The sequence below is a fragment of the Myxococcus xanthus genome, assembly GCF_006402735.1.
GTDB lineage: Bacteria > Myxococcota > Myxococcia > Myxococcales > Myxococcaceae > Myxococcus > Myxococcus xanthus_A.
Genome location: NZ_CP017174.1, coordinates 8,053,037 through 8,072,398, shown reverse-complemented (window position 1 = coordinate 8,072,398; position 19,362 = coordinate 8,053,037). Strand labels below are relative to the sequence as shown.

10 protein-coding genes are annotated in these 19,362 nt (G+C 68.7%); 4 read left to right on the top strand and 6 right to left on the bottom strand.

The window, feature by feature from the left end:
* Nucleotides 1-20: 20 nt before the first annotated feature.
* Nucleotides 21-1,502: a LamG domain-containing protein gene (locus tag BHS09_RS33150; RefSeq protein ID WP_237079975.1), complete on the bottom strand. Its 1,482-nt coding sequence runs from the start codon at nucleotides 1,500-1,502 to the stop codon at nucleotides 21-23.
* Nucleotides 1,503-1,953: 451 nt separating this feature from the next.
* Between BHS09_RS33150 and BHS09_RS33145 the strand changes: the two genes are divergently transcribed.
* Nucleotides 1,954-5,589: a serine/threonine-protein kinase gene (locus tag BHS09_RS33145; protein WP_140800026.1), complete on the top strand. Its 3,636-nt coding sequence runs from the start codon at nucleotides 1,954-1,956 to the stop codon at nucleotides 5,587-5,589.
* Nucleotides 5,590-5,684: 95 nt separating this feature from the next.
* Here the strand turns inward: BHS09_RS33145 and BHS09_RS38700 are convergent, their stop codons facing one another.
* The 4 genes from BHS09_RS38700 to BHS09_RS33125 all read right to left on the bottom strand — a co-directional run bounded on the left by BHS09_RS38700 (nucleotide 5,685) and on the right by BHS09_RS33125 (nucleotide 9,677).
* Nucleotides 5,685-6,128, bottom strand: a complete 444-nt coding sequence (locus tag BHS09_RS38700; protein ID WP_161605192.1) for a hypothetical protein — start codon at nucleotides 6,126-6,128, stop codon at nucleotides 5,685-5,687.
* Nucleotides 6,129-6,208: 80 nt separating this feature from the next.
* Nucleotides 6,209-7,831, bottom strand: a complete 1,623-nt coding sequence (locus BHS09_RS33135) for a sigma 54-interacting transcriptional regulator (RefSeq protein ID WP_140800025.1) — start codon at nucleotides 7,829-7,831, stop codon at nucleotides 6,209-6,211.
* Between the two features lie 485 nt (nucleotides 7,832-8,316).
* The gene (locus BHS09_RS33130) at nucleotides 8,317-9,039 is read right to left on the bottom strand and encodes an endonuclease III domain-containing protein (protein WP_140800024.1); all 723 of its coding nucleotides are present in this window, start codon (nucleotides 9,037-9,039) and stop codon (nucleotides 8,317-8,319) included.
* Between the two features lie 131 nt (nucleotides 9,040-9,170).
* A complete protein-coding gene (locus tag BHS09_RS33125) occupies nucleotides 9,171-9,677 on the bottom strand; it encodes a GNAT family N-acetyltransferase (RefSeq protein WP_140795370.1) in 507 nt (168 codons plus the stop codon).
* Between the two features lie 202 nt (nucleotides 9,678-9,879).
* On the opposite strand from BHS09_RS33125, the gene BHS09_RS33120 reads away from it, so the two are divergent.
* From BHS09_RS33120 to BHS09_RS33110, 3 genes are all read left to right on the top strand, one after another.
* Nucleotides 9,880-15,396 (top strand): hypothetical protein, encoded by a 5,517-nt coding sequence (locus BHS09_RS33120; RefSeq protein ID WP_237079974.1) that lies wholly within the window; start codon nucleotides 9,880-9,882, stop codon nucleotides 15,394-15,396.
* A gap of 41 nt (nucleotides 15,397-15,437) precedes the next feature.
* On the top strand, nucleotides 15,438-16,292 hold the full coding sequence (locus BHS09_RS33115) for a CHAP domain-containing protein (RefSeq protein ID WP_140795368.1): 855 nt from the start codon (nucleotides 15,438-15,440) through the stop codon (nucleotides 16,290-16,292).
* A 68-nt stretch (nucleotides 16,293-16,360) separates the two neighbouring features.
* Nucleotides 16,361-16,771: a hypothetical protein gene (locus BHS09_RS33110; protein WP_237079973.1), complete on the top strand. Its 411-nt coding sequence runs from the start codon at nucleotides 16,361-16,363 to the stop codon at nucleotides 16,769-16,771.
* A 1-nt stretch (nucleotide 16,772) separates the two neighbouring features.
* Here BHS09_RS33110 and BHS09_RS33105 read toward each other — a convergent pair whose 3' ends face one another.
* Complete coding sequence (locus tag BHS09_RS33105) at nucleotides 16,773-19,196, bottom strand: protein kinase domain-containing protein (protein ID WP_237079972.1); 2,424 nt, start codon at nucleotides 19,194-19,196, stop codon at nucleotides 16,773-16,775.
* Nucleotides 19,197-19,362: the final 166 nt, after the last annotated feature.

Sequence of the window (19,362 nt, the reverse complement as noted above, 5' to 3'; positions counted from 1 at the left end):
TGGCCCTGAGTCCGCGTGCCCTACTTGCCCTTGGCGAGAATCGCACCGAGGCTGGGGTCGAACCAGGCGACGCGGTTGGGCCCCACGGCAAGGCTCGTGATGTTGCCGTACCTGATGGAAAACGCTGGCACCGACTGGGCCCCGCCTACCGGGACCCGGAGGACGTCGTATGGACTCAGGTTCTCCGCGATGAAGAGGTCCGTTCCGTCGCTGGCGATACCCGTGGTGGCGTTCGACGCACCCCAGAGGTATGCAGGAGGGCCGCCGGGCCTGGCTGCCTTCACGATGGTGCCGCCCGGCTGCATCCAGTAGAGATGATGACCATCCACTGCGAGGGGGCCAGCCAGGGCTGTCGTGTAGAGAATGGCAGGCGTGCCGCCCTGGACCGGCATGTGGAGGATGGAGCCTCCCTGGGTCCAGAAGAGTTCCGCGCCATCCGTGGCGAGATGGCCAATCCCCGATAGCCCCGAGGCCAGGGGGGTGATGCTCCCGCCATTGACGGGCATCTTGAAGATGGTCGTGCCGTTCTCGACCCAGTAGACAAACGTGGCATCCGTGGTCACGGCGCTCGGGTTTTCGCGGCCGGAGGCGAGAACCTGCGCTCTACCCGTGGAGAGCGACGCCTTCATCACCTGGCCGCAGGTTCGGTTCTCGACCCAGTACACGCTCGTGGTGTCCGCGGCCATGCCCGCCACGTCCGTTCGCCCGTAGATGACCACGTGCTCCGCGTCAGGCGCCATCACGGTATCCGGGCCGGCATGGAAGCTGGCGGTGAGGTCATTCGACGACAGCGCAGCGCCGTGAACGCGGAACTCGGAGATCGAGCCCTTGAAGAATGGATCCGCGGAATAGGCGGAACGACCCAACCACGCATTCGCGAGCGTGCCCAGGCTCGCCGGAGTGAGCGCGGTAGGGGTGGTGGTCTGAGCCACCTGCACGCCGTTGATGTACAGGCGGTTGACCCTCGCGACGCTGTCCATGGTTACGGCGACGTGCGTGAGCGCGCCCGTTGGGAACCCGGTCGCACTGGTGGCCTGCTCCTCTCCACTGATGGCCGGGCTGAAGATGCTGAAGCGTGGCGTGTCTACCGCCGGCCCCGAGTCGAAGCCGCCATTGCGCGGGGTGAGGACCAGGGACTTGTACCAAACGCCATCGTTGAAGTCGAAGATGCGCGCCCACGTCTGCCCCGAGGCGGAATCCCACTTCACCCACGCCTCGAAGGTCGCATCCTGGAGGCTGGCGAGGGTCCCGGTGATGGGCAGGTTCACATAGGCCCCCGCTCCGTTCAGAATCACCTCGCCATTGACGGTCGTGGCCCCCCCCTCGAGCGTGGCATGCGCCGCGCTCACCGAGTCGGTCCCGCCGGCGGTGAAGCTGTAGCGGTGGAGGAGGCTCGGGCCGCCCAGCGTCAGGCCCGCGCGCGAACTGCTCAACGCGTCTTGCTCGAGCTGGAGTTGCTGCTCGGGCGTGCACCCCACCAGACCGAGGACTCCCGCCAACATGGCGGAAACCTTCGTGGCCTGGCGGAGTGCGTCCCACCCTCCGCGTGGCTTGGAGTTTCGCGAGCTGAATTCGGACATTGTTCTCATGGCTTTCACCTGAAGAGGGGCAAGGGACCGGCAATGCTTGGTGGAGTCACCAAGCGCAAGTCTGTGTTTGCACCTCTCGTGCCCACTCGAGCTTCGCTTCCGGGTCGGACTGCTCACGCTTCCATCAAGGGGCGTGGCGCGTCTCCGCCATCGCACGCGTTGGTAGGGTGATTGCGCCCCAGGGGGATGTCTCGATAGTCCGGCGACATGCCGGCGACATGCCGCGAGCACTCCTTGGACCGAAGCGGACCCCGTGTCTCTTCTGAGAAGAGACCTCGTGATATAGGAACGACCGGGGAGCGCGGGGCCCTTCAACTGAGATGGCCGCTGGCTTTGCGCGCCGCTCGCTTTGAGGTGCCCACCGATGAATCGTGACGATGAGACGGAGATCTGGCTCGCGATTGACGAGGGGATCCTGTCCCGCGAGGAGGCGGTGGCCCTGCTTCAGGATGCGCGGCGCCTGGGACGAAGCCCGCTGAAGTTGCTTCAGGAGCGGGGCCGGGTTTCGGAAGAGACACTTGCCTCTCTGATGCGGGAGAACCTTGCCCTGGAGGAGCGCCCGTCAGGTGAGCAGCCCTCTGCCGAGCAGACCGTTACGGTCGACCCGGTCCGGGCTGAACAGGCATTGGCCCCGGGGGAAGCCGACGTCCCTGCTTTCCCCCTCCCCGGGTGGGAGCGATACCAACCCGTGCGGTTCCTGGGACAGGGCGGAATGGGTCGTGTGTTCCTGGCCTGGGACCCACGGCTGCGCCGACAGGTCGCCCTCAAGTTCGTCCGCGACGAGGAATCGCACACTCGCCGCTTCGTTTCCGAGGCCCGTGCCCAGGCCAAGGTGAAGCACGAGCGCGTATGTCAAGTGTATGAGGTGGGCCACGTCGGGGGGAAGGTCTTCATCGCCATGCAGTACATCGACGGCCAGTCGCTCGGCGCCCAGGTGCGCTCACTCACCATCGAGCAGAAGGCACTGGTGATGCGCGAGGCTGCTCTGGGTGTTCATGCGGCCCACCGCGTCGGGCTCATCCACCGGGACATCAAGCCTTCCAACATCATGGTGGAGTACTCCGACGGCGGGACTCCCAGGCCCTATGTGATGGACTTCGGTCTTGCGCGTGAATGGAACGAGTCCGTCACGGCCAGCGGCGCCGTCTTGGGGACGCCGCACTACATGGCCCCGGAACAGGCTCGCGGAGAGGTGAGCGGGCTCGACCGCCGCGCGGATGTCTACAGCCTGGGGGCCACCCTCTACTTCCTCCTCACCGGAGAGGTCCCCATCCCTGGGGCCAATGGCCTGGAAGTGCTCAACAGCATCGCCACCGAGGAGCCGCGCGCGCCGCGCCTGCTTTCTCCGGGACTCCCGGCGGACCTGGAGGCCATTGCCCTCAAGTGTCTGGAAAAGGATCGCGACGCCCGTTACGACTCGGCGCGTGCATTGGCGGATGACCTGGAGCGTTTCCTGAGCGGCGAGCCGGTGCTGGCACGCACGAGCTTCGCGTACTTCCTGCACAAGCGCCTGCGCAAACACCGACTCCTGGCCACGGTGGGCGCCGCCGCGCTGGTCGCCGTGGGAGGGGCCCTCGGTTGGGGCATCCGGGCCCGCCAGGAGGCCGCCGAGCGTGAGCGAATCGTCCAGCGATTCACCGAGCTGGTGGAGAACATCGAGTCCAGGGGCCGCTACTCCGCGCTCTCGCGGCTGCATGACATCCGGCAGGACCGCCGCGCACTCCAGGCCCAGATGGCCGAACTGGAGGCGGAGATCCAGCGCTCCGGTCCGCAGGCGCTGGGCCCTGGGCACCATGCGCTGGGGCGTGGCCACCTTGCGCTCGGAGACGAGGCGAAGGCCCTGGAGTTCCTGGAGTCCTCCTGGCGCAATGGCTTTCACTCGCCCCGGGCCGCGTATGCGCTCGCGCTGGTGAGCGGGCGGCGCTATCAGCAGCAACTCCTGGAGGCGCAGCGGATCCGTGTGCCGGCGCTGCGGGAGGCCGCGACGCGTGAAGCGGAGCGCCTCTACCGGGATCCGGCGCTCGCGTGGTTCAAGCAGAGTGAAGGCGCTCAGGTGCCCTCGAGGGAATACGTGGCGGCGCTGGTCGCCTTCTACGAGGGCCGCTTCGATGACGCCCTGCTCCTGGCGGATCGCGCCGCCAGCGAGCTGCCCTGGTTTCATGAGCTGCCCATGCTGCGCGGGGACGTCCATGCGGCACAGGCGTTCAAACGCTGGAACGGGGGAGATCCCGAGGGAGCCCGAGCGAGCTTCGAAGCCGGTCGCAAGGCCTACGCCGCCGCCATCGCCACCGCTGAAAGCGACCCCGGCGTCTACCGGTCCCTGGCCTTGCTCGAAAACGATGCGATGGTCATGGAGCTGTATGGCAGGGGGGATGTGATGCCTGCGTACCACCGTTCCCTGGACGCGCTCTCCCGTTGCCTCACCATTGCTCCGGACGACGCCCAGTGTCTGATCCGCATGGCGCGCGCGCACCACCGCCTGGCCGAGCACCGGCTCACCCATGGGGGCGATGGGGAGGAGCCTCTAGCGAAGGCGCTGGAGGCAGCGCGGCGTGCCCTCTTGGTGGAGCCCGGGCTTCCGGCGGCCACATTCAACCTGGCTCGGAGCACCTGGCTCCAAGCGCGCTATCAAATCGAGAAGGACGAGGACCCACGCGCGCTGCTCGGAGAAGCCGCCGCGTTGTTCGCCAGCATCGGCGTGGCGCACCGGGACCGCGCCTACCACGGCGATTCAGGTCTCGTCTTCACGACGTGGGCGGACTACGAGGAGCAGATCGGGAGGGACTCCGGCGGGAACAGGGACAATGCCATCCTCGCCTACGAGGCGGCCATCACATTGGACAATCGTGTCCCCGAGGACTGGATCAACCTGGGGCGTGCGTTTTATTCACGGGCTTCCCGTCCACTCAATGCGGAGGCGGAGCAGGACCTGCGGCGGGCGGCAGCGGCACTCGAGCAGGCTCGGGCTCTCAACCCCCAGCATGTGGCGCTGTATTTCTATGCGGGTCAGGTCGAAGAGCAGTTGGCTCGGCGGCGGGGGCGTCGCGGTGAGGATCCGCGACCTGTCCTGGCGCATGCATTGGAGCAGTATCAGCGTGGCATTGAAATCAACCGACGGATCCCCAACTTCCATAACGGAATGGGCGTGGTGCACTTGCTGCGGGCCGAAGATTCCTGGAACCGCGGTGAGGATCCCCTGCCCGCGTTGGAGCAGGCTCGGACGTGCTTCGAACAGGCCATCGCCGTCGCGCCCGGACAGGGCTTTGCCTATGCAAACCTGGGCTCTCTCTTCGTCCGGCGCGCGCACTACCTGCTCGCGCTTGGCGAGTCACCTCGTTCGAGCGTGCATGCGGCAACGGAGGCACTGAGACAAGCCTCTGAGAAGATGCCGGGGGCCGTGTGGCTGCGGGTCCTCCTCGGCACGGTGCATGTCATCCAGGCCCGCATCGAGTTGGACCAGGGGCGAGATCCCGGGGCTGCCATCGCGCGCGCCCTGGCGGAGCTCCACGCCGCGTTGGAGGTGAACTCCCTGGAGGCGGAGCCCTGGCTCCAGCTTGGCAAGGTGCAGGCCCTCCAGGCGCACTGGAAGGCACAGCGCGGGCCGCTCCAGACCGAGGCGATGGAGGCGGCGGCGAAGTCCTTCGACAAGGCCCTCACGCTCTCTCCGGAGGACCCGGAATATCGCCTGGAGGCTGGCCGCTTCTACCGACGGTGGGCGGAACACCAGAAGCGCACGGGTCGTGAAAACGGCCCGCTCCTTCTGCGGGGCCTTGAACACGCCGAGCAAGCGCTGAAGCTCCGGTCCGACTGGGCCGCGGCCCGCGCCCTGCGGGCCGGTTTGAAGTTGGAGTGGGTTGAAACCGTGCCCCCCGGGGACCTGTGCACCTGGAGGCGCCAGGCCCTGGATGAGCTGACCCAGGCGCTCACGCACAACTCAAACCTCTCCAACGAGTGGGGCGGCCCGCTCGCTGGCGCGCAGCGGCTTGCCGCATGCCCCTGAACCCGTGCTTGCGTCGCCCTCCGCCACGTTCGCGCTGCTTGGCGTGAGAATGAAACGTCGTGCCGCGAGCGTGGGGCGTACCTCGGGAGCGGTGGCTAGACCAGAGAGGGAAGCTCTGTGCCAGGACCGCCTGATACTTCGATTTTCCCAGAGGATGTGGGGGGTTCCCCTATTGAAGAGCTGTTCTTCTCCTTGTCTCGCGGAGGGGACTCGGAGGGCACGGTTTCTATGAGTTTGACGAGATAGCTGCGTATGAATGTTTTTTGGGAGATGGGTGCTTTGGATTTGTCTAGCTGAGGGGCGATGATGTGTTCGTATGTGTTTGTTTCTTCGGTGAAGACAAGGACGTGGGTGGGATGATTGATTGGCAGGGCGCCGGCATCGGGGTCGGTATCGAGGAAGTGGATTGTTGGAGTCAGCTTCAAGCCGAGAGGGAGTATTATCCTGAAGGTTATCCAGGTGCCGTTTAAGACCGGGATTGTCTCCGGTACTGGTGTAGGATTTTCTTCGTTGAAGTTGATGATGACTTGGGACTTCATGGTCGTCTCCTGGTCTGCCATTGAGGCGTTCAGGGCTGCTCCTGTGGGTGTAACTGGAGTGGCGGTGTGTCGCCGTCCGCTCAGGACTCCTTCGAATGCAGTCCCAGTTCCTTGACACGTCGGTTCAAGGCCCGCTTGGACACCTCCAGGCGCCGCACCATCTCATCCAGGTTGCCCTGGCACGCGTGGAAGGCGTGGGTGAGCTCCTCCACGCTCAGGTCTCCAGCCAGACGGATGCTGGGGCTGCGCTCGATGAGATCATAGATGGAGGAGCGGGCGATCTCCAGGTGGTGGGCGGCCTTCTTGACGTCCCAGTCGTGCGCACGCAAGGCCACGAGGAGTTCCTGTTCGCCCACGTCCGTGGACTTGCGACGGGCCGCAACCTCACGCTTCGGGGGGAGGGCGGAGGCGGAGGGCCGGGCCGGCGGCGCCAGGTCGAGCCTCAACTCCTGGGCGAGGCGTGCATCAAGCTCCAGGCAGGGCTGACCCCTGCTGCCGATGACGAGCTGTCGGGCGACGTTCCGGAGCTGACGGACGTTGCCCGGCCAGGGATGCAGCAGGAGCTGCGCCGCCAGGTCTGATGGCATCCAAGGTAGTGCATGAGGGTCTCTCGCGGTGAGGTGGTGGGCCTCTCCGAGCGCGTCCAACTCCTGGCGGGCGAAGTGGAGGAACAGTGGAGCGATGTCCTCCCGGCGCTCGCGGAGAGGAGCAAGCCGGAGCTCATAGCCGGCCAGCCGGTGAAGGAGGGGAGACCGGAAGCGCCCCTCGGCGATCTGCGCTTCCAGGTCCGCGTCCGTGGCGGCGATGAGGCGGATGTTCGTCGCCACGGGCTTGCTGGCCCCCACCGGGTACAGCTCCCCCGTCTCCAACACTCGGAGGAGCATGACCTGTACGTCGGATGAGGCCTCTCCCACCTCGTCGAGGAAGAGCGTGCCGCCCTCCGCGGCTTGGAAGAGGCCCTTACGGTCGCGTTGGGCACCGGTGAAGGCTCCCTGGACGCTGCCGAAGAGTTCCGCCGCGGCCAGTTCCTTCGGGAGGGCGCCCAGGTTGACACTGACGAAAGGGCCTCGGCGCTGGCTCCGCTCGTGGAGGGCCTGGGCGACCAGTTCCTTGCCAGTTCCGGTTTCGCCCCGGATGAGGACGGGCACATCCAGGTCGGCGACGCGCTCGATGTGTCGGCGCAGGGCATGGATGGCAGCGCTTTCGCCCACCATTCCCAGGGCGGATGGTGCGTTTGATTCAGGGGGAGAGGCCAGGTGCAGCAGCACCCCCGTCCGCCTGGAGAACTCCAGCGGGACTCCTCGTTCAATCTCTGTGGGACCGAATTCGCGGGCCCCGTGAAGTGGCTCGCCCGCTGACGTGCATCGTCCCACTTCGCCCAGGACGACGCGGATGCCTGCTCCCGCGGGGACGAACAGGATCGACTTGCGACTCATGAAGGGGTCGCCCAGGGGCAGGCCGAGCGGCTCGCCCGGGCGGCAGAAGTCCGGGGCATTGCGGGAGAGCGGGACCTCCCGGCCGGCGAGGAGTCCGTGCAGCAGCAGCCTCTCCCCGAGGCGGGTGACGGTGGTGTGCGAGATGAGAGTCAACGCTGGAATCGGGCGCGCGGATGGGCGCTGTCCGTACGGAATCGACTCGGAGGCCGTGGACACGTCCGAGGTCCTCGCGGGCGCATGGGGAGAGGGGGCGCTGAGACGGGACATCCGTGCGAATTTATCTCAATGCTCAATGAATTGCACCCGCAAGGGCTCAAGTGCTGAGGTCGTCCAATACCCTGTCACCAGTGCCTATCCAAAATTCGCTCGCTGCGTCATGAGCGCGTCGAGACGAGTAAGCGAGCCGTGCACGAGGCCAGAAGTCTCCAAGCCATCCGGGGTAAATCTTTGCCTATTACGGCCACCACCACCGTCGAGGTGGCGCACTCCAGCGACTGGGCTGCGGCGCGACACGCGGAGCCTGTCAACGCGAGTGAGACAGTGAGTTCGAGAGATGACTGCGCGGCTTCCCGTGAGGAGGAGCGGCGCGCGGGGTCGTTTATCCAAACGACGATTGGCGGTGTCTTCGGCATGGGGGCACCGCGGGGGAATCGCTCTGGGTGAGCGGCGTAGGCAGCGGCGAGCACCGCAGCGCGGGCCGCTCGGCGGCTGGCCCGCCGGGCGACGCGGCTCGTGGGACAGGACCGGTAGCGTCAGCGCGCGTCCCTCACGCCGACCTGCCGGCAGAAGCTCAGCACAGGGCACGTGGAGCACTTCGGCCGCGTGCCCGTGCAGACGTGCTTGCCAAAAGGCACCAGCAACCGGTTGAGCTCCACCCACCAGGCGCGCGGGAGCACGGCCTCCAGCGCCTCCATGGTGGCCTCCGGCGTGCGCGCCTGCACATAGCCCCAGCGGTTCGTCACCCGATGGACGTGGATGTCCACGCTGATGGCTTCGTGCCCGCAGGCGATGCCCAGCGCCAGGTGCGCGCACTTGGGGCCCACGCCCTTGAAGGACTGGAGCACCCGGGCATCACATGGCAGCGCGCCTCCGAATTCATCCCGCGTCCGCGTGGCGAGGGCGTGAAGCTGCCAGGCCTTCGCTTCGTGGAAGGTGACGGGCTGGATGAGGGTGTCGATGTCTTCCGGCGACATGCGCGCCAGGGCCTCTGGCGTGGAGGCGCGCTGGAGCAGGGCGAGCGAGACGGGCAGGCTCACCTCGTCGCGGGTGCGGATGGAGAGGATGCAGGCGACGAGCTGCTCGAAGAGCGTGTCATGTCCTCGGGCCGCGAGCGCGAACATCGCCGCGTCAGCGAAGTGGCGCACCGCCTCTCGGATGCGGCCAAGCACCTCGTCGATGTCGAAGGGCTTCTTGTCCGGCCGGGGCGGTGGTTCCACGACGCAGCCGGGCTTCGTGGGCGCCCGCCGGTCAGGCATGGCACGTTCCTTCCGCGGGATGGATGCTCGTCATGTGCTGCCCCTCCTGTCCCAAACCTGGGGACGCGGGCGCGACGAGGCACTGGGCCGTACGAAGGGCCGCTGGCAGGCCAGGGGGCCGTCCGTCTTCGTCAGTCGAGCGGCTTTGACAAATCCCGGGCGTACCAGTGATCGCAGCCGAAGTGGCCCGTGCTGCCCATGGGCGCGCACAGCGGTTCGAAGCCCATGCGGCGGTAGAGCTTCTGGGCCTGCTGCATTCCCGCCAGCGTCTCCAGGTAGCAGCGCTGGAAGCCCGCTTCACGTGCGAATGCCAGGCAGCGTCGGAGCAGGCGCTCGCCCTGGCCGAGGCCTCGGGCTTCGGGGAGGAAGTACATCTTCCGCAGCTCGCAGACGCCCGGGTCTCCTCCTTCAAGTGGGGCGATTCCACCACCGCCGATGACACGCCCCGCCCGCTCCACGACGAAGTAGGTGTGCCGGGGCCGGGCGTAGGCGGCGGTCATCGCTGACACCTCGGGATCGTGGATGGCGAAGCCAGGGCCGTCCGCGCCGAACTCCGGCATCACCGTCCGGATGATGCCGGCCACCGCCGCGTCATCCCTCGATTCGATGCGTCGCAGCGTCAGCTCTTCCGTGCTCATGCGCGCAACGTTTCACAGCCGGGGCCGAGGTGCCAGCGGCGGCAAGGCGGCCGCCCGCTGCGTTGACACTCACGCACGGGTTGTGCAACCGGATGCACAGGTGTCACGGGTGTGATGCAGCGTGTACGCGTCCCCCTTCGTCAGGGGGTGCCTGTACGCGACAGCCTCTTGAATGGCATGTTCGTTGTATCGAGGGGGATGTATGTACTGCGCTGACTGCCGCGAAGAGCGGCGTGGCAAGGACTCGTGGTGTGCGCTGTGTGGCGCTCGGATGACGGGGCGCTCGCGTGAGGTCATCGAAGCCGAGCTCACGCACGTTCAATTCCTGCTCGATGAGCTGACGCGGTGGGAGTCGCCCGAGGTTCCTCCCAGCGTCCGGCGCTTCATCTCGGAGCGGTATGAGCGGCAGGCACGCATCCTCCTCGCGGTCTTGACGGAGCTGCCTCCAGCGGGCTCCGCGGAGGCGGCCACCGTCGTGGCTCCGGCGCATGCGGATGCCGCGACGTCCGTTCCCGCGGCCTTGATGCAGGAGCCTCCCGCGCCGCAGGAGGCGGCTTCGGAACAGCCGGAGGTCGAGGTGACTTCGGCCGTGGAGGTTCCGGGACTCACCGAGGAGCCGCGCCAGGCCGAGGCGTCTGCTCCGTTGGAGCCGGAGGTCGTCGCGGCGCCATCGCACCCGTCCGAGCCGGAGGCCGCTGCTGGAGTGGACGCGGCGCCCGAGGCTGTGCAGTCGGATGAGCCGCTCCCCGAGGCCCCGCCTGTCTGGATGCCGCTGCCCGCGAATCCGGCGGAGCCCTACGCGGAGCCGCCGCCGGCGCGAGGCCTCACCGCGCGCCTCGTCGAGGAGGCCTCCACCTGGAATCGCGTGTGGAGGCCGTTCCTCTACCAAAGCCTCATGTGGTTCATCGGGGCCTTCCTCATCCTCTCCAGTGCCCTCTACCTCGTGTTCGAGAGTTGGGTGGGGATGTCGTCCGGCCTCCGCTCGCTCACGGTGTTCGGGCTGACGGCGAGTTGCTCCGCGGGCTTCACCGTTTGGGGCGCGTACCTCGCCAGGCGCGAGGCGTTACGCAATCCTGGGTACATCCTGGGGCTCATCGGTACGGCCGTGGCTCCGCTCGCTGGTATCGCACTGGGGCCCATGGGCTTGGGGGACGTCTTCCAACTGGGAGGCGTCGGCACGGTGTGGCTCATCCCCGCGTTGCTGGCATGGGCGGGAGTGGCGGCCTTCCTGGCGCGCAAGCCGCTGGAGGCCTTCGATTCCACATCCCGTCCCCTTATCCAACTGGCGCTCGTGGTCAGTACCTTGATGATGGGGTTGGCGCCGCTCGCCACGGGGCTGGGCGGCCAGGCGCTGTGGCTCAACGTCCTGCCGTGTGCGCTCTTCTTCCTCCTTTCTTCGCGTCCGCCACCAGCGCCGCGTGAGGGCACCGCGCTCGCTTTCGTCCTCGCCGCGCCGCTGTACCTGCTGCTGCTCTATTTCACGCGCCTGCACGTCGCGCTGGCGGGCGCGGACGTGGCGGTCTCCGTTGGCACCTATGCCCCGTTCGGCGCCTTTCTCCTGGCCACCGCGTTGCGCTTCCGCACCCTGGACGCTGAGCGGGGCGCGGATTCGCTGTCCATTGGCGTGGTGTCACTCCAGGCCACCTGCCTCATCGTCGCGGCGCCAGCGCCGGCGCCGGCGCTCTTCGTCACGGCGGCGGTCGTCTCGTGGACGTTGCTGTCGCTGTCCCGCGGCGGCGTCGCCCGCATCCGGTGGGTTTACGCGGCCTATGCGAGCACGTACTTCGCCTATGCCTCCTTCTCCCAACTCATCCCCGGGCCGGTGCGGCGCATCATCAACGCGGTGAAGGCCTGGCTCGGTTACACCACCGAGCCGCTGCCTCTTCAATTCGGAGCGCTGTCCGCGCTGCCCTTCATCTTCGCGGGTGCGTTGTTCGCCGTCTCGCGGCTGTGGCGAGGCCAGCGTACGGGCAATGCACGGGACCTGGCGCTGGCGGAGGTGCTGCTGCGAGCTACCGCGGTGGCGAGCCCGCTCTTCGTGTTCTTTGGCCTGTCGGGACCGGACGCGCGGCCCTCCTTCTGGAGCGCACTGGCGCTGGCGGTGCTGTGTCTCGTCCTGGGCCTGCTGGTGGAGCGCTTCTTCCTGACGGTGGTGGGGGCGGGGCTGTCGCTGTTCCTTCCCTTCCAGGCCTACGCCGTCCTGGGGGCGTCCGGCGGAGCGGTCGCGTCGGGGGCGCTGGCCCTCGTGCTCGCCGCGGTGAGCATGCTGTGCACCGCGCGCACGCGCGGGTTGCTGGGCGCTGTCGTGGGTGTGGTGGCCACGGCGGGGTTCCTCATGGGCCTGATTGCCGGCGACGGCTTCACGGCCGTGACGGGCATGGCCCTGTGTGGCGCCGCCGCGGTGCTCGCTGCCTGGGGGCTCCAGCGCGCCTCCTTCATGGCGCTGGCGTCCGTGCTGGCGGCGGCCGCGCTTCCACGATGGGCGGGAGAGCTTTCGTCCACGGCGGTGGCGCCCACGCTCGCGGCGGTGGCGCTCGGACTCTCGTTGCTGGGGATGCGGGGTGGGCTGACGCGGTGGCTGGGCCTGCCAGGCGTCTTCTACGCGGTGCTCGCGATTCCCTGGGGCGTGCTGGCCCGGGCGCCAGGGCTGGCCGGCGTCATCCTGGTGTCCGCGGGCGCGGTGGCCGTGGCGTCGAGGACCTTCCCGGTGGTGCGTCCCCTCGCCGTGCTCATGTCTGCCCTGGCGCTGGTGCACGACATCCCGCGCATCTATTCGCCATGGGGTGGATGGATGTCGCCGGGCCTGTCCGTGGCGCTGTTCTGCTGCTGGGCTTTGGGGGCTTCCGTTGCCGCGGCGCGGTGGGGCCGAAGCATCAGCGCGACGGTCGCCGGGCTCATCGCGCTCGTCTTCCCGCTGACGGCCTTGCTGAGCGCGCGTTCGTCGGAGCATGCGCCCCTGCTGCTGGGGGCGGCGCTGGCGGCGTTGCTCACCGCGCGCGTATTGCCCGCGGGGCTGAGTGTCGCCGTGGCCTCGCTCTATGCGCTCACCGCGACGTTCAGTTTCGGCGCCGTGCCGTTGTTGTGCCTCGCCGGGGTGTTGAGTCTCCTGGCCGTGCTGGAGGAGGTCCCCGCGGTCTTGCGGGTGGGGACGGGTGGTCACCGCTTCGCCCTGGCGGCGACGTTGTCCGCCGCCGTGGTGCTGGGTGTCGCGGTGGTGAAGTGGGACGACGCGGGGCTGCCGTTGCTGCTCGTGGGCACCTGCGTGCTGCCCTTGCTCTGGACGCGAGCCAATCGTCAGCCGTTCTTCGCGTCGCTCTTCGTCCCGTATGCCTTCGTGGGCATCGTGGTGGTGGGGGGCGAGCTGCCCTGGTGGGTTCAGACGCTTCCGCTGCTGAGCCTGGCGCTGGTGCGTGTCGTGGCACACGTCCCCGCCGCGGCATCGCTGCTGCTGCGCTCGCGTGAGGAGGCCCCTCGCCAGGCCCTGTCATCGTGGATGCAGGGATGGCTCGCCGTGGTGGCCTTGCCCGTGCTCCTCGTCGCGCTCAGGCCGTACCATGTCCCCACGGCGCTCTATGTGCTGTCGGCGTCCCTGGCGCTGATGCCTGGGCCGCGTCCCTTCTTGCGCGTGTGCGGCTCCGCGCTGGTCCTCCTCTTCTTCCCGGCGGCCCGTCCCATCGTCATCGGCCTGTTGCTCGCGCTGGCCATCGCGGAGAGTCATGGGCCCGCTCGCGTGTGGGCGTTCTTCCGGAGCGCGCCGGACACGGCACTGCGGCCCGGCGCCGTCGTCACGGCGCTCATCCTCGCGGCGCTGCCCGCCCTTGATTCGCCCACGCCGTCTCATCTGGCCACGCTGGCGGGTGTGCTGGCGCTGGCTGCGTTCCTGCTGTCTCAGCGCTGGTTGCTGGCTCCCGCCATCTGGGCGTTGACGTTGGCGCCCATGGGCGCGGTCAGTGTGAACGCGTTGCTCGAGCGAGGGCTCGACGCGGGCCTGTCCGTCATCGCCGTGGTGCTGGGCGCGGCCGTGGCGTCCGCCGTGTGCCAGTCCGGAGGCATCCAGCGCGCGCTCACCCAGGCCTTCGCGAAGGTGTTGCCGCCGCTGGAGGCGACCTGGAGCGAGCCGCTGTGGGTGGGCAGCGCCGGTGCGTTGGGCGCGCTGCTGCTGGAGCGCCTGCTCCTGTCAGGCCCTGGCTCGCTGCCCCTGCCGGTGGCGGTGGGCGCCGCTGTGACGGCGGGTGTGTTGATGGTGGCGAGGGAGCGGTGGATGGCCAACGTGGCCACCGCGTTGCTGGGGGCCTCGCTCGTCGCCGCCGTGGACCCGCTGTGGGTGCCCGCGGTCGTCAGTGGAACGGGGCTGGCGCTGTGCCTCATCGGGTCGCTCGTGGACGCTCGCGGTGTGCGCGTGGGCGCCTCGCTGCACCATGGCGGCTGGGTGCTGGCGCTGCTGTCGCTCGCGGGCTTGCGCGAACTGGAGCATGTGGGAACTCCGCTGACGTTCCTCTTCGGTGTGGGCGCGGCGTGGGCCGTGGTGTGGCGGCGCCGCGAGCGTGAGGTGGTGGGGTGGCTGGCCTCGCTCGCCGCCGTGCATGGATGGCTGCTGTACCTGGGCGCGGTGTACTCCAGCGGCCGGGGCGCGGCGTTCATCCTTCCGTACTTCGGAGCGGCCAGCGCGCTGTTGGCGGGCCTCTCGCTCTTCGTGGCCGGCAAGGCGCGGCGCCGGAGCGTGGGGCACGGCTTCGCCGGGGTGGCGCTCTTCGAGGTGATGGCGGGGCTGGCGCTCGTGGACACGTCGCTGGGCGCGCTCCGCGAGGGCCTGGTGGCGAGCGTGGCGCTGGGCGTGCTGCTCTTCGCCCTGGTCCGCCGCGCGGTCACGGAGAAGGAAGAGGCGTCCGCCTACATGGCGCAGGCGGTGCTCGCGCTGGGCTATCTCTCCGTCCGCATGCTGGGAATGGGGGCGCACCCGGGCCCCGGCGACAGCCTGGCGGCCCTGGTGGGCGGTGCGCTGTTCACCGGCCTCTACTTCTTCGTGCAGCGCGAGGGTTCCTCCCTGGCGTGTTTCCGACGGCCCGCCTTGTTGGGCGCATACCTCTTCCCCCTGGCGGGGTTGCTCTCCGCTCCCTGGAGCGAGCCCCTTCACGTGGCGGCGTTGATGGTGGGGTATGCCGCTCACTTCGCCGCGCTGGCCACGCACCCGCGGCACCGGGGTGTGGCGTCGCTGACGTCGGTGGTGGCGTTCAACGCGGCGCTGCTGCTGGTGTGGCAGGGAACGGGCGCGGGAGAGGCGCAGTTCTATGTCATCCCCGCGGGGCTCTCCCTGCTCGCGTTGCTGCGCGTGTTCCGCGAGGCCATCGATGCGGAGACCTATGCCCGGTTGCGTGCGCTGGCCGTCACGGCCATCTACGTGGCGGGTGCCTGGAAGCCGCTCATGTTCAATGATGGCGGTTCGATGCTCCTGTGCGTCACGCTCTGTGTGGTGGGCGTGGCGTGTGGCATCGCGCTGCGCATCCGCTCCTACGTGTATCTGGGCACGGCGTTCCTGGTGACGTGCATCGCCGCCAACCTGGTGCGCTTTGGCATGCGGGACCACCGGATTGCCGCAGCCTCACTGTTCGTCCTGGGACTGATGGTCATTGGTTCCATGGTAATGCTCAGTGCTCACCGCGCGGCGCTGCTCCAGAGGTATGCACGGGTGCGAGCCATGCTCGCGACCTGGGAGGGCTGACACCGGGAGTTCTTGGCGGACGGCCTGGGAGGTGGTCTTGAATGCGGCCCCTCATGTCGCTCCGCCTTCCACTCCTTGCCGTCTTCCCCCTCAGCGTGCTCGTGGGGTGTGCCACCGTGAAGCCGCGCCCCTCGGAGCCCGTCGCCACGACGGAGGCGGTGACGGTGGCCGCGCCAGGAGGCCTCGCGGAGCTGGTGCCGGTGCCAGTCACGGCGGTGGAGCTGGGGACCGCCGAAGTGGCGCCCACCGTGGTGGCGACGCAGTGGGTGAGCGCGGGCGTGTTGGAGGCCACGCTGCGGGCGGCCGAGCAGGTGACGGGGCCCGCCAGCACCACCGGCCGGTTCTGGGACGTGGTGCTCGCGCCCACGCAGATGTCGCGCTCCATCGTCCAGCGCTCCCTCCAACTCGTGGGCATGCGCAGCCTGCGCCGAGTCAGCCGCGGCGTTCCGGATGACTGCTCCGGCTTCGTGCGCCTGGCGTACCGCTCCGCCGGCATCGACCTGGTGGCGCACGGCTTCCGCGCGGGAGAGAACGCCGTCTCCGCCATCTTCCGCCGTGCGGTGGATGTCGGCTCTGTCCACCACCAGCCGCCGCGTCCCGGAGACCTCGTCTTCTTCCGTGAGACGTATGACCGCAACCGCGATGGCCGCCGCAACGACGGCATGACACACATTGGTGTGGTGGAGGCCGTGGATGCCCATGGCACCGTCACCTTCATCCACCGGGGCGGCAAGGGCGTCGCGCGAGGCCGGCTGAACCTGTCATTCCCCTCGAGGCACCAGCTGGAGCAGGGCGGGCCCGTGGTCAACGACTACATCCGTCCCGCCGCGAAGGGCTCGCGGGCCTATCTCGCCGGTGAGCTGTTCGCGGCCTTCGCGTCGCCTGAAGGGCTGTAACTTTCCAGTGCCTGGCTCATACCCTGCGTGGCTTTGAAGATGTGCCGCGCTGATGCGTCATGGGTGGCATGCGACTCGCCCTTGTCATTGGCTGTCTGATGCTCGCTTCGGGTTGTGTCCTGCACACCCGCTCACCTCCTCCGCATCCGCCGCCTCCTCCGCAGCGTCCGGTGGCGATGACGTACAGGGAGGCGGTGAACCTGGGCTTCAACCAATGCCGCTCGCGTGGCTATGAGTGCCGTCTGAAGGACGCGGACCGGAAGGGGCGGGACGTGTGGCGGGTGAAGTTCCATGCCTCCACGCGGAGGGCGAGAGGCCACCTTCACCTGGACTTCGATGCGTACTCACGCAGCCTCCTGCGGGTGGATGACAAGGTGAAGGCCCGCCGACATGACTGGGACGATGACGATGACGACGACGATGACCGGCGCGGGCGCGGGCGCGGCAAGAAGAAGGGGCACGCACGGCGGGATGACTGAGTCAGTCGCTCTTCTGCTTGAGTGACTTGATGGCGGTCGCCGCTGCTTCGTGGCCGCAGTCCTTGCTGCCCAGGAGGCCCTTCGCCTTGGGGAGTGAGGTGACGCGCTCCAGCGCGGGGATGGCATCCGCGTCACCCAGGCCCGCGAGACGGTTGGCGGCCTGGGTGCGGATGCTGCAGTCCGGGGAGTTCAGCGCCTCGCTATAGGCGCGAACCAGGTTCACCCCGTCCGCGGCCTTCGCGAACTCCAGGTAGCGCAGCGCGCCCCACTGGCGCAGGGAGTACGCCTCCGCGGCCAGGTCCTCGTAGTGGGCGCGCAAGCGGTCCTTCGGAAGCCGGGTCAGGGCATTCCCCACGACAGTGAGCGGCTCCTTGCCGTAGTCCTCCGCCAGGCCGTCGAGGATGAGCGGCTCCACGTCCTCGAGCTCCTCCTCCTTCAGGTGGCTGAGCGCGGTCCGTTCGCTGATGTGGTGCCCCTTGGCATGGTGCGCCGCCGCGCGTGCGCGCCTCAGCGAGGGCAGTTCCTTCTCCTCGTCGGTGGCGCTGTCCATCAGCGCCAGGGCTTCGTCCAGCTTCCCATCCTCCAGCAGCGCGAAGGCCCGGGTGCCGGCGTCGTTGCGCTGGCCCAGCCACGCGGCGCCAGCGCCCAGGAGCACCACCGCGCCGGCGACCAGCGCCGCCTCGCGCGGCCGCTGACGCAGCAGCTCCCCCATGCCGGTAGGCAGCTTCACGGCCTGGAGTTTCGCCAGCAGGGGCGCGAGCGCGTTGCCCCGGCTGCCTTGCGAGGCGAAGCGGTCTCCAAAGGGCGGGCCCTCCGCGGCGCGCTGGCAGCGGTAGAGCTGGAGTTGCTCGTCGCGGCCGGGGAGGGTGATGGCGCCGCAGGGCTCGGCGGTGACCTCCGCGCGGTTGCGCGCCAGGTTCACCGCTTCGGTGAAGGTGACCTCACCCGCGCTGGCGACATGCTCCACGGCTTCGATGACCTCCATGGGCTCGCCCAGCACGGAGTCCGGCGTGGCGAGCACCTCGCCCGCGTGCAGGCAGACGCGCACGTTGAGGCGGTCCACTTCCGGCACCGTCTGGTTGTGGCGCCACAGCCGGTCCTGCATGGCCATGCCGCACAGCACGCCCGCGGTGGGGGAGCGGAACACCACCAGCAACGCGTCCCCGCGCTTCTGGACCAGCCGCCCGTCGTGCTCCTTCACCAGGGGCATCAGCAGCTTGTCGTGCGTCTCCAGCATCCGCGCGTTCTCTTCGTGCGTCTGCCGGCTGGTGCGCTCGGTGAAGCCCTGGATGTCGGTGAGCATCACCGTGAGGTTCTGTGGCTTCACCACCGACGCGTTGCCGCCCGTCACCGCGGCCACGCCGCCGGAGGACTTCAGTCCGAAGGACGACGTCCCCGTGCGCGGGGAGGCCACCGGCAGGGCGCCCGAGGCCGAGCCGCCGCTGGAGGCCACGCCGAACGCGGCGGTACCACTGCTCGCCTGCGGCGCTGGAGCGACTCCCGCGAAGGCCGCCGTGCCCGTGGGACCCGAGCTGCTCCCCGTGGCACTCCCGGTGCCGAACACCGACGTGCCCGAGGAGGGCGCGGCGCCACTTCCCGGCTGTGGGACGTAGGTGGGGGTGCCCAGGCCGGGCGTGAAGGCGGAGAGGGCGGAGTGCGCCGCTGCCAACGCGTCGGCCAGTTCGTGCGCGCTCTGGGGACGCTTGCTCGCGTCCTTCTCCAGCAGGCGCATCACCAGCGACAGCAGGCCCACATAGCGCGACAGGGTGGGAGCCGCGCGGTCCAGCGGCAGCGGCGCGGCGGAGGCGTGCTGCGACAGGAAGTTTCGCGGCAGGGGCCCGTCGAAGGGGAGCCGCCCGGACAGCACGCGGTAGGTCAGCACGCCGAACGAGTACAGGTCGCTGCGCGTGTCCACCTTCGCGCCCACGGCCTGCTCCGGCGACAGGTACTCCGGCGTGCCCAGCACCACACCCACCTGGCTGACGCTGCTGGAGGCGTCCGGTTCCACGAGCCGCGCGATGCCGAAGTCCAGCAGCCGGGCCTGCTCGCCCCGGGCGCTCTTGGCGATGAAGACGTTCTCCGGCTTCAGGTCGCGGTGGATGATGCCCTTGTCGTGGATGGCGGCCAGGCCCTCCGCCAGCTGCTGGAGCAGCGGCAGCCCGCGGCCCGGGGGCATGGGGCCCGGCGTGAGCACGTCATACAGGCTCTCACCTTCGACGAACTCCATGACGAGGCACGCGTGGTCGCCGGACTCACCGAAGTCGACGATGCGCACCACGGCGGGGTGCTCCACGGCGGAGAGGAGGCGTGCCTCGCGCTTGAAGCGCTCCGCCATGCCTGCCTGGGCGTGGAGGTCATGGTGCAGGACCTTGATGGCCACCTTGCGGCCCAGGGAGACCTGTTCGCCAAGGTAGACCTCACCCATTCCGCCTGAACCCAGCGGACGGAGAACCCGGAAGCGACCGTCGAGGACAAGGGAGTCAGGGGCCAACACGCGGGGCGCATCTTGTCCGACTTCGGCCCAGGGCGCAGCCCGTTCCTTCACCCTGGATTCAGGGAGCCATCACGCTTCGTTGCTTGCCCCACAAGCG